Source organism: Neobacillus sp. YX16 (assembly GCF_030123505.1).
GTDB lineage: Bacteria > Bacillota > Bacilli > Bacillales > Cytobacillaceae > Neobacillus.
Window position 1 is genome coordinate 1188285 of sequence record NZ_CP126115.1, and the last position, 11779, is coordinate 1200063.

At 40.1% G+C, this 11779-nt stretch carries 9 protein-coding genes; 8 read left to right on the forward strand and 1 reads right to left on the reverse strand.

Annotation, left to right across the window (positions count from 1 at the left end; translation table 11 throughout):
* The first annotated feature begins 310 nt into the window (after positions 1-310).
* From QNH48_RS05810 to rlmD, 6 genes are all read left to right on the forward strand, one after another.
* Entirely contained in the window at positions 311-937 is a 627-nt protein-coding gene (locus tag QNH48_RS05810) for a YczE/YyaS/YitT family protein (protein ID WP_283954157.1), read from the forward strand.
* Between the two features lie 93 nt (positions 938-1030).
* Positions 1031-1840 (forward strand): YfkD famly protein, encoded by an 810-nt coding sequence (locus QNH48_RS05815; RefSeq protein WP_095249109.1) that lies wholly within the window; start codon positions 1031-1033, stop codon positions 1838-1840.
* A 409-nt stretch (positions 1841-2249) separates the two neighbouring features.
* Positions 2250-2447, forward strand: a complete 198-nt coding sequence (locus tag QNH48_RS05820; RefSeq protein WP_095249110.1) for an SE1561 family protein — start codon at positions 2250-2252, stop codon at positions 2445-2447.
* A 130-nt stretch (positions 2448-2577) separates the two neighbouring features.
* Positions 2578-4122, forward strand: coding sequence for a fumarate hydratase (locus tag QNH48_RS05825; RefSeq protein WP_283954158.1), 1545 nt, complete (start codon positions 2578-2580; stop codon positions 4120-4122).
* A 499-nt stretch (positions 4123-4621) separates the two neighbouring features.
* Complete coding sequence (pdaA, locus tag QNH48_RS05830) at positions 4622-5425, forward strand: delta-lactam-biosynthetic de-N-acetylase (RefSeq protein WP_283954159.1); 804 nt, start codon at positions 4622-4624, stop codon at positions 5423-5425.
* 87 nt (positions 5426-5512) lie between these two features.
* Complete coding sequence (gene rlmD, locus QNH48_RS05835) at positions 5513-6895, forward strand: 23S rRNA (uracil(1939)-C(5))-methyltransferase RlmD (protein ID WP_283954160.1); 1383 nt, start codon at positions 5513-5515, stop codon at positions 6893-6895.
* A 275-nt stretch (positions 6896-7170) separates the two neighbouring features.
* Here the strand turns inward: rlmD and QNH48_RS05840 are convergent, their stop codons facing one another.
* Complete coding sequence (locus QNH48_RS05840) at positions 7171-7848, reverse strand: helix-turn-helix transcriptional regulator (protein WP_283954161.1); 678 nt, start codon at positions 7846-7848, stop codon at positions 7171-7173.
* Positions 7849-8622: 774 nt separating this feature from the next.
* On the opposite strand from QNH48_RS05840, the gene QNH48_RS05845 reads away from it, so the two are divergent.
* Both QNH48_RS05845 and sdaAA read left to right on the forward strand, forming a co-directional pair.
* Positions 8623-9942, forward strand: a complete 1320-nt coding sequence (locus QNH48_RS05845; RefSeq protein WP_283954162.1) for an aromatic amino acid transport family protein — start codon at positions 8623-8625, stop codon at positions 9940-9942.
* Positions 9943-10132: 190 nt separating this feature from the next.
* Positions 10133-11695: an L-serine ammonia-lyase, iron-sulfur-dependent, subunit alpha gene (sdaAA, locus tag QNH48_RS30450; protein ID WP_349655120.1), complete on the forward strand. Its 1563-nt coding sequence runs from the start codon at positions 10133-10135 to the stop codon at positions 11693-11695.
* Positions 11696-11779: the final 84 nt, after the last annotated feature.

Below are 11779 nucleotides of genomic sequence, written 5' to 3' on the forward strand. Positions count from 1 at the left end.
AGAGTCTTTTATTAATTTTTCATTTCGATGTAAGGTAAATATTGGACATGTACTATAATGTTCATGCATATGCTAATGTGAGGTAAAACCAATCGCTTTTACGTGGGCCCATCAATCACCAACCTTCATGTTTAATTTATAATAGAAAAACACGAGTGTTGAATTTTCATATATGAGTGGAATCCCAACCTCCTTAATGGTAAATGGGTCGTCGATTGATTACTGCCCTCCTTCTTTAAGGTTAAGTATATTATAACTGTTAATTTGAATTTTGTAAATGTTCTGATTATTATTTTTTAAGGAGATACAAATGGCATTATTCTATCGCTTTTTATTCTTTATTGCAGGGCTATCCATTATGACCTTTGGAGTTTGTTTAACGATTAAAGCAGAGCTTGGGGCTGGGGCTTGGGATGCACTAAATGTTGCTCTTACTGAATGGATAGGTCTGACGATTGGTAGTTGGATTATCATCGAAGGTGCAGTGTTAGTATGTATTAATTCTTTATTGATACAAAGTAGACCGAAGCTTTTATCTCTATTAACGATCATTTTAATTGGATCATTGGTTGATTTATGGATGTTTTTTGTATTTGAGTCATTTGCAGTTTATGGATTAATGATAAAATTCGTCACCTTAATTCTTGGAATTTTCATCATAGGGCTTGGTGCGGCTATATATTTACAAGCAAAGTTTCCTTCTAGTCCGATTGATGGTTTTATGATGGCCATTAGTGAACGTTTTCGAGTAAGTTTAATGATGGGAAAGACGGTCGGAGAACTTATTGCTTTAATCCCGGCACTGATTCTTCAAGGACCCATTGGTATAGGTACAATCATTATCACTTTTACCATTGGTCCCTTTGTCCAGCTGTGTTTCCCTTACTTTGAAAAATTAATGCAAAGACTGATAGAAGGGAATTATCAGGGGAAATAATGAAAAATTTCGCTGTAATGGATAAAAGTTTTCAACTCCGAAAACACTATGAGCAGACTTATTACTGCTATATTGTGAAAGGAGTTTTTCTTTGTGAAAAAGTTTATCCCTGTCGTAATAACACTGCTCTTACTATTAGCTTTTCTTCCAACTGCTTCTGCTGAAAAGGCAAATGCAAAAAAGGAACCTGCAAATTACCAAGTTCCTGCTTCAGTTCGTAATATTACGAAGGAAAATACGTACCCCAATTCAACACAGGACTTACCAACCTTACAGCCTAGTGAGTTAACCAAAAAGCTGATTGATTCTTCAAAGGTTAAGATTGAAAATCCCGATTTAATCCGCATGCTCAATGAATCCAGTATTAACAGCACACCGTTTGCAATCGGTTATCGAGCAATCGTCTACCTAGGTCAATGGCCATTAAATTACGAGTCAACAGAAACCTCTCCAAACTGGGAGTATCAAAAAATCAATACAAACTACTACGATAATCGCGGCGGCAAAGTCCCTTACCAGATTCATTACCTACAGGAGGCTCAAAAAATTATCCGTGGCGGTTTAACCGCTAAAATCGCAAATGCAGAGGATGTAAAAAAGATGATGCTGTTAAAGGCTATGGAAAAAACACGTCTTCCACTAGCTTTTGAAACGATTATCGGGGCAGGAACGAAGAACGACCATGTCTACAATATCCCAGTTAATCGGCTAGGATACTTATTCGCCTATGCTCCTGCGGTCAATGAAAAAGGCAAAGTCACCTATGGTGAAGTTTATTTAATGCTTAAGGGAAGTAAAAAAATTATCGTCATTAAAAACGTAACCTCGCAAGGAATTGGTGCATGGATTCCGGTACAGGATCATGTTTCATTTGGTTTTGCTGCATCAGAAAGACCAAGATGATCTTGGAGAAAGAACTCCTACAAAAGGTCGTAGGGGTTCTTTTTTAAAAGGCTATGTTAAAACTTATTATATATTTTGGCACTCTGTTGATTTGTGCGGAAGGCGCGAGACTCCTCGAAAATGCTATCGCATTTTCTTCGTGCGTGGGCAGTTTCGAGGATGTGAATCAATGTCCTGCAGGAGGACGGGACAGGGGAGACCCCGCTCATCTCTTAGCGCCGAGGAGGCTTCCCGAACCGCCTGCGGAAAGCGAAGCGCCTCGTGGCAGGCAGAAACCGCCTGTCACTGCGGTGATTATTCAAAGAAGCTTTCCTTAGTGGAGCACAAATCAACAGCCACGTTTAACAGAGACTTTGAAAAAGAGTTGCAGAAAGTGTAGGATATTGATATAGAAGGGGGAGAATCAACTTTGGGTAGTCCGACTCATGATAAAAATTCACAAGTTAGTTTTTTAAAGCAGCGATTGAACATGTTCCTAGATGTATTGGATGCTATCGATCCAGAGGATACGGATCTTGATGATATCGACAACTTAATTAGTATGATTGATGAATTAGAAAATAAATGTAAGGAATTCAATCATCGGGAAACACCTGAGTCTGTTTAATTACAGGCTCTTTTCTTTTGGGAAAACCTTTATCTTTCAATCATTTGCTTATAGGAGTATAATGATATCGTCAAATAGTTGTAATTTTTAAATAGATTGCGAATCGGACAAGGGGAAAGGGGTACTTTAGGTGAATATCGAGAAATTTCAGGAGAGTATGTACAAATTAGTAGTTGAAACTTCTACCAAGCTTCCAAAAGATGTACGCCGTGCAGTTAGTGCGGCAAAGGAGAAGGAGAACGCAGGCACAAGTGCAGCAATGAGCCTAGCTACCATTACCAATAACATTAAAATGGCAGATGATCAAGTCTCACCTATTTGCCAAGATACGGGATTACCAACATTTAAAATTAAAACTCCAGTGGGTGTGAACCAATTAGAATTAAAAGAAGCGATTAAAAATGCAATTGTAATCGCAACCAAAGAAGGAAAACTACGTCCTAACTCTGTTGATTCCCTAACAGGTGAAAACAGTGGGGACAACCTAGGTGCTGGGTTACCGGTTATTAAATTTGATCAATGGGAAAAAGATTATATCGATGTTCGTTTGATTTTAAAAGGCGGCGGATGTGAAAATAAAAATATCCAATATAGTCTTCCATGTGAATTAGAAGGGCTTGGCCGGGCAGGACGTGACCTTGATGGTATTCGGAAATGTGTTATGCACTCTGTTTATCAGGCACAAGGACAAGGCTGCAGTGCTGGTTTCATTGGAGTTGGTATTGGCGGAGACCGTTCTTCAGGGTATGATTTAGCAAAAGAACAATTATTCCGCTCTTTAGATGATGTGAATCCAAACGAAGAATTACGCGCGTTAGAAGAGTATGTTCTAGAAAATGCGAATAAATTGGGGATCGGCACGATGGGCTTTGGCGGAGAAGCAACGTTGTTAGGCTGTAAGGTAGGGGTTATGAATCGAATTCCAGCAAGCTTCTATGTATCTGTAGCTTACAACTGTTGGGCATTCCGCCGCTTAGGCGTAAGTGTAGATCCTGTGTCTGGAGAAATTAATGAGTGGATGTACCAGGAAGGCGATTTCATCGATTTCACAGAGACAGAAGCTGAGAAAGAAACAGCTGCCGCTCGTGCTAATGACGTTATCACGCTGCAAGCACCTATCACGGAAGAACACATTCGCGAATTAAAGGTGGGCGATGTTGTTCAAATTAACGGCATGATGTATACAGGCCGTGACGCGATTCATAAATACCTGTCAGATCATGATTCACCAGTCGATTTAAATGGACAAGTCATTTACCACTGCGGGCCCGTTATGTTGAAGGATAAAGAGGATGTCTGGCATGTTAAAGCGGCTGGCCCAACTACAAGTATTCGTGAGGAGCCTTACCAAGGCGACATTATGAAGAAGTTTGGTATCCGTGCTGTTATCGGAAAAGGCGGAATGGGACCTCGTACGTTGGCGGCTCTTAAGGAACACGGAGGCGTGTACCTGAATGCTATCGGCGGCGCCGCTCAGTATTATGCAGATTGTATCAAGGGCGTTGAAGGTGTTGACTTGATGCAATTTGGTATACCTGAAGCGATGTGGCACCTTCGCGTAGAGGGCTTCACAGCCGTTGTAACGATGGATTCACACGGAAACAGCCTGCATGCAGATGTAGATAAGTCTTCTTTAGAAAAATTAGCACAGTTTAAGGATCGCGTTTTTAACTAAAAGATTGGCGGGCAGGCTCACATCATGGGCCTGTTTTTTTGGTGGGATGAGAGTGTTATGGTTACCGTTGAACCAGAAAAAACATGTTTGCAGGAATTAGGTAGGCTATCTGATTACCGATATGTCAGAAAAATCATGTTAGCGGGAATCAGGCGAGTCCTCAGGTTCCCCTTAACTTGGAAAAATGGTGTTCGTGGGAATCAGGCGAGTCCTCAGGTTCCCGTTAACTTGGAAAAACGGTGTTCGTGGGAATCAGGCGAGTCCTCAGGTTCCCGTTAACTTGGAAAAACGGTGTTCGTGGGAATCAGAGGAGTCCTCAGGTTCCCGTTAACCTGGAAAAACCATGGTAGAGGAGAATCAGCCTAGTACCTGATATCGGTTTTGAGCCAATTTTAAAAAATGAAATAGCAATACCCAGCCAATTCTTTTTCCTTAAAATGCTAAACATGTTTCCCAAATACAAGCAAACACTATAAAAAACAAAATAGGGGGAACATGGATGAAGAAATTATTGTGCATCCTTAGTTTGCTGCTGTTACTGGTACCACAGGTAACATATGGGTCCGCTCCAAATAAGCCAATCAATTGGGGTTTTAAGAAAGCTGTAGATGAACAGCCGCCAGATGCTGGTGCAGAGTATGAAAAAATACTTGAGAAATACGGTGCTTTTTTTAAAGGAGACCCAGACTCAAAGACGCTTTATCTTACCTTTGATAATGGGTACGAGGCAGGGTATACCGCCCAAGTTTTAGATGTATTAAAGAAGGAAAAAGTGCCGGCAACCTTTTTTGTGACGGGGCATTATTTATTATCGCAACCTGAATTAACAAAGCGGATGGTGGATGAAGGTCATCTCATTGGAAATCATTCCTGGCATCACCCCAATATGACACAAATCAGTGATGAGCGAATTCGTGAAGAACTTAGAAAAGTTAAGGACAAAACAAAAGAAATAACAGGTCAAAAGAAGATGAAGTATTTACGTCCGCCTCGGGGCGTTTTTAGTGAGAGAACGATGCAAATTGCGAAGGAAGAAGGCTATACGCATGTCTTCTGGTCGCTGGCGTTTGTGGACTGGAATACCAACGCGCAAAGGGGCTGGCAATATTCATATGATAACATTATGAAACAAATTCACCCCGGTTGTATCCTGCTGCTCCACACCGTTTCCAAGGATAACGCCGATGCCTTAGAAACCGTGATCAAGGATTTGAAAAAGAAAGGCTATAAATTTAAAAGTCTGGATGATTTTCCGAAAAAGAATAAAATTACGACGTTTTTCCAAAGACTGGGCAGAAAATAGGCCGAATTCGAATGAATTCGGCTTTTCTTTGTTAATAATGCTATAATATGGAGAAATCAAACGGAAGCGAAATTTGGAGTGAACAAAATGAAAACAGATCAATCAATCAAAATACAAGAAAAACAGACCTTTCCCTTAACGATCAAACGACTCGGTATTAATGGAGAAGGCGTCGGTTATTTTAAGAAGCAGGTAGTATTTGTACCAGGCGCATTACCAGGGGAAGAGGTAGTCGTAGAGGCAACCAAGATAAACCCTAAATTTGCCGAGGCAAAAATAAAAAAGATACGTATTAAATCTCCACATCGGGTTCAGCCGCCATGCCCTGTCTATGAGCAATGCGGGGGCTGTCAGCTTCAGCATCTAGCATATAGTCAGCAATTAAAAGAAAAGCGGGATATTGTTATCCAATCGCTAGAACGACATACCAGACTCCAAGTGGACAAACTCGAAATTCGAGAAACAATTGGCATGGAAGATCCATGGGGCTATCGAAACAAGAGCAGTTTTCAACTAGCTGGAAGAGATGGCAAGGTTTTGGCTGGTTTGTATGGAATAAACTCGCATCAACTCATAGATATTGAACACTGTGCTGTTCAGCATTCACAAACGAATGAAGCCGTTAATGCGGTTAAAAAGATTCTCGAAGAACTTAAAATTACGATTTATAATGAAAAATCACGTAAGGGGATTGTTCGGACAATTGTTACTAGGGTAGGGGTACAAAGCGGGGAGCTCCAGGTAGTGCTTATTACGAATCAAGACGAACTGCCAAAGAAAGAACAGATCATTCAGGAGATCCAAAAAAGACTTCCGAATGTGAAATCAATCGTGCAGAACATCAATGAGCAAAAAACGTCGCTTATCTTCGGAGAAGAAACGGTACCATTAGCCGGTGAGGAGTTTATCCAAGAAACATTGGGCGACTTGCAGTTTGAGCTATCGGCGAGAACGTTCTTCCAGTTAAACCCGGTTCAAACGATAAAGCTTTATAATGAAGTGAAAAGTGCAGCGGCGCTGACCGGTAAGGAAAAAATTGTTGATGCCTATTGTGGAGTCGGAACCATTGGCTTGTGGCTTGCGGACCAAGCAGCAGAGGTCCGTGGAATGGATGTCATTCCAGAATCAATTGATGACGCCAAGAAAAATGCTAAGCGTCACGGGTTCACCAATACTAAATATGTTCCTGGAAAAGCCGAAGAGGTTCTGCCGAAATGGGTGAAAAAAGGCTGGAAGCCAGATGTCATTATAGTGGATCCGCCTAGAACGGGTCTCGACGGGCAATTAATCCAAACGATTTTGCAAGCAGCACCAGAAAAGCTTATATACATCTCCTGTAATCCATCCACTTTAGCAAAAGACATTCAAATGTTAAGCGGCAAATACCAAGTGAAATATATTCAACCAGTGGATATGTTTCCACAGACGGCACATGTCGAGTGTGTCACTCATCTTGTTTTAAAATTTTAATTTAAACAATTATTTCTTGATTTCTCTTAATCACACTAAGGACAATGCGAACAAAAATAAGGATATATCAATTGATTGTTCCAATATTCAACGCTGTTGAAAAATAGTAATAAAAGAAGGCATCTCACCATTAAGGGAGTTGCCTTCTTTACGTTTCATGTTGGGAACAATGTAACCTCATCTGTTGCTGTGCAGGGTAAATCCCAGGGTGAACTTTACGAAAGCGCATTCAATTCATTAAATGAATAGGACATCTAAATATATCTATGCTTAGCCTAAATTACATCAGATTTAACGTTGCGCGAAATCATTTGAAGATAACGATAAACACTTGATTCGGACATACCCATTATTTCTGCAACTTCATTTATCGTACCTTTAATATCAAAAACCCCGTATTCCTTCAATTTGGCAATCGCTAATTTCTTTTGTTCGGGTGATAGTTGCGCACCAGATTCCAATATATCTTTATCAATTACTGTATCAATGATATCCCGGACATTTCCCGAAAGTTTTTCGACAGGATGTTCTTGGTCATTGTTCTTTTCAATTTGTTTTATATCCAAGTTTATATTGGCCAACTTTAATACATCCTTTGCGACTTTCCAATAGGCGTCTGCATCAAAGTTTATGCATAAAAGGCCCTGCAATTGGCCCTGACCATCTTTGATAAATAACGTTGATGATCGGAATTTTTTCCCTTTCGGCCCTTCTCCAACATAATTTACAACATGATCTTTGTGTAAATAGACCTTTTCGTTGATTAACTCTCTTGCATAGTTAGTTAACGGGCCGCTTAAAGACCTCCCACTTAAATCTCCATTGACGATGTGACCAATCTGAGAACCTCCATCAGGATTTAAAACATGTAATACAAATTCATAGTTAGGCCCCAATATTTCTCCAAAATAATTCATGATATTTTGATAGTGCCGAAATAATTCATTATCCAATTAGGTCTACCTCCTTCTGCGACAATTTCTTTCTAAAGAGAAGAATCGTTGGTCTTTAAAGTTTAAGGTTCTGAATCAGTTATTAACAATGAAATTGCTCTATTGTTTCATCCCCAATTCTTTTAGAGGTGTCCCGAAAACTAAGCATAATTCATGAAATAAAGATGTTCAGGAAGTTTTTTCAATAAAGTGAACTTTTCGATACTAAAATTATATCAGACTTTAGTTATTTTCCAAGTTGCAATAAAAAACTTTTATAAAAATAATTTATTATCAAAGTCATTGACACTTTTGTAAGGAATGTGATAATTTGTTCAGGTAGTAATAAAAAATAATTATTGTAATAAATTATTCCGAAAACTTTGAGAATGTAAACGTTTTTAACAATTCATTCAAAGTTTTCACACTCACTGGGCCCACGAATTAAAGCAGTACTGAAAAGAGGTTAAGTGCTTTTGAGAGTAGTTTGCAAAATCTTCTTACCTGAAGCTTTTCTAATTTATTCATAGGTGGTGTACATAAAAAAATTTAAGCGCATTCATTAAACTCTTAGATTAGTAAATTAGTACTTAAGACCATAAGAGATTTATTATTGCTGCTATAAATGAAAACCCTTACACATAAAATCTATCCATTACTCAAGCTGATAGTAAGTTAAATCCTGTCGGCCTTTCAAGCAACTATTATTGCTGATAGCAGGAAAAACTATTAAGAATAGAATTTTGCGAGAAAAACAATCAGATAAAATAATAGACATACCAGGAGGACTAATATATGCATGGAAATACTGCTAGAAAATTTGAAGTAGAACCGGAGATTATTGTAGAAAATAATAAAAAATTGCCAGATCCTAAAAAATGGCACAGACAGGATACTACCTGGGCATTGAGCCTTTTTGGAACAGCCATAGGAGCGGGAGTACTCTTCTTGCCAATTAATGCAGGAGCGGGCGGATTGCTTTCATTACTATTAATTACGATACTCGCATTCCCGGTCATGTACTACTCGCATAGGGCGCTCGCTAAAATGATATACGCCTCCGATTCGGCTGAAGAGGGGATTACAGGTACAATACGTGAATATTTCGGAAATAAGGCAAGTATCATTTTTAATGTTGTTTATTTTGTTTCAATCTATACAATCGTACTCATGTATTCGGTTGCCCTAACAAATACTGCAAGTAGTTTTATCGTGAATCAATTGCACATGAGTGAACCGCCAAGAGCCATTTTGTCGCTTGCTTTGGTACTTGGTCTTATTGCTATACTGAATTTTGGCCAAGACATTACTGTAAAGGTAATGAGCATGCTTGTCTATCCATTTATTGTTTCTCTGCTTTTAATCGCAGTATCTTTGATTCCAAAATGGAATACGTCAATGCTTAGCTTTTCAAGTGTTTCGAATGGTTCGTCAGGAACAGGGGTTTTCGCAACGATTCTGATGGTTTTGCCAATCATCGTATTCTCTTTTAACCATTCTCCAATCATTTCGTCATTCGTTGTTAAACAGAGGCAAACGTACGGAATTAAAGCTGTTGATGCCAAAAGTAATCAAATACAAAAAGTTTGTTATATGCTGACATTTGGTGTGGTTATGTTCTTTGTCTGGAGCAGTGTCTTGAGTTTGACTCCCAATGATTTAATCATGGCAAAGGAACAAAACTTGTCAATCCTTTCCTATCTTGCTAATCATATTAATTCGCCAATTATCAAGATTGCAGCACCTATCATCGCTTTCGTGGCCATAACTAAATCCTTCCTTGGCCATTATGTGGGAGCGTACGAGGTAATGCGTGACATGATTATCGAGGCCGGCAGAGCACGCGGAAAAAACATAAAAGAAAAAGCAGTTAAGACAATGATTCTTGCTTTTGTCGTATTAACTTGCTGGTATGCTGCTTATAAAAATCCAAGCATTCTCGGACTAATCGATAGTCTCAGTGGTCCGATGGTTGCTGCTATTCTATGTATCCTGCCAATGTATGCAATCCGTAAAGTTCCTGTATTGGCTAAATACAGAGGCAAAATGAGCAATGCATTCGTCATCATTGTAGGCGTGCTAACAGTCCTGGCAAGCATTAAATCATTTTTTTAAAATTAATTCGGCTCCATATCTGCCGATGGCCAGCGTTGTTGCGGAATATTTAGAAGGAGTTAAGACTATGAACAGGGTATTCCAATCATACGAGTATTCGGCTATTGGGCGCCCTTTTCATGCTGGGAAATATTTTGCAGTGGGATGGTCCTATTAGGACAACTGCTATTAGTTTAAAGGAGTGATAAAAATGTCTTTTAAAAATTTGCAAGAATTAATTGAAATGGCTGAGCAGGAGAATACAACCCTTTCAGAATTAATGATAAATGCAGAAATGGTACAGAAAGGTTTATCGAGAGAGACGATTTTTGAAAAAATGTCGGAACAATTTTCGGTCATGGAGGAGGCTGTCCGCAGGGGAACCCAGAGTCCAGTCATGTCTCGTACGGGTTTAACCGGGGGAGATGGAAACCGCCTTTATGAATATGCCAAAAAAGGGAACACCTTTGTTGATGCTACAACTTTAAATGTCTCAGCCAATGCACTTGGCGTATCAGAAGTGAATGCAGCAATGGGGAGAATTATCGCGACACCAACAGCTGGTTCGGCAGGGATTTTGCCAGCAGTACTCATTCATGCCCTGGACAGCGGAAGATTTAGCCGTGACCAGATTGTCCAGTCAATTTTCACTGCTTCAGCACTTGGCCTGGTGATTGCCAATAAAGCATCGATATCAGGGGCTGAAGGCGGCTGCCAGGCTGAGATTGGTTCAGCAACGGCAATGGCTGCAGGTACATTGGTGGAACTTGCTGGCGGAACACCGAGGCAGGTGGGAAATGCAGTCGGGATTGCGTTGAAAAATTCCTTGGGACTGGTTTGTGATCCTGTTGCCGGGCTGGTGGAAATTCCATGCATCTATCGCAATGGTTTACATGCCCTTACCGCTCAAGCTGCGGCAGATATGGCCTTGGCTGGGGTCGTCAGCATCATCCCTCCAGATGAAGTCATTCAAGTGATGCATGAAGTCGGACAGCAAATGCCCGAATCATTAAGAGAAACGGGAATAGGTGGCTTGGCTGGAACTCCAACAGGACAAAAATTGAAAGAGAAGATCCTGGGCAGAAAACCAACTGACAGCGGACCGGCAAAATTTCAAAGTGCTTATGATATCATTGGTCCTATAATGGTGGGGCCTTCGAGTTCCCATACAGCAGGAGCTGTCCGGATTGGTAATATTGCTCATCAGCTATTAAATGAAAAGCCTCTATATGCAAAGTTCACTCTGATGGGGTCTTTTGCCGAAACTTATCAGGGACACGGAACAGATTTAGCACTTTTGGCTGGCGTCCTTGGGCTGACAACAATGGATGATGACATTCCGAATGCGAAAGAAGTAGCTGAAAATCAGGGCTTGAAATATGAATTTACAAAACGGGTACTAGGAAGCTACCATCCGAACACCGTGTTGATTGAATTAGCAGGGGAAGCGCATAAAATAAAGGTATTAGCCAGCTCTTTAGGCGGGGGTAAAGTGGAAGTCCAAGAATTTGAAGATTATCCGTTAAAATTCAGCGGAGAACGGCCAACCCTTGTGATCCGCCATATTGATAAAAGAGGAGTCATTGCGGAACTATCGAAGATTCTTCAGGTAACAGGGTTCAACATCGCCCGTATGGCAAATGAACGTTCTAAAATTCAAGGTCCTGCCATTACGATTTGCGAAGTAGATGCTACTATTGACGAAGGACTTTTAAATATCTTAAAAAGTGAAATCCCAACTATAGAAGAAATTCTTGTGGTTCAAACCGTGTAAGGGAGTACAAAAAGTGCAGTCAAAAAGCCAGCGAATGCTGGCTTTTGAATTATCCTATTTATTGAAAATTATATTCCACAACAT

Excerpts from the sequence above, each read along its gene's own strand:
- rlmD (WP_283954160.1), top strand. The coding sequence starts at position 5,513 with ATGAAAACAGATCAATCAATCAAAATACAAGAAAAACAGACCTTTCCC.
- pdaA (WP_283954159.1), top strand. The coding sequence starts at position 4,622 with ATGAAGAAATTATTGTGCATCCTTAGTTTGCTGCTGTTACTGGTACCA.
- QNH48_RS05845 (WP_283954162.1), top strand. The coding sequence starts at position 8,623 with ATGCATGGAAATACTGCTAGAAAATTTGAAGTAGAACCGGAGATTATT.
- sdaAA (WP_349655120.1), top strand. The coding sequence starts at position 10,133 with ATGTCTTTTAAAAATTTGCAAGAATTAATTGAAATGGCTGAGCAGGAG.
- QNH48_RS05810 (WP_283954157.1), top strand. The coding sequence starts at position 311 with ATGGCATTATTCTATCGCTTTTTATTCTTTATTGCAGGGCTATCCATT.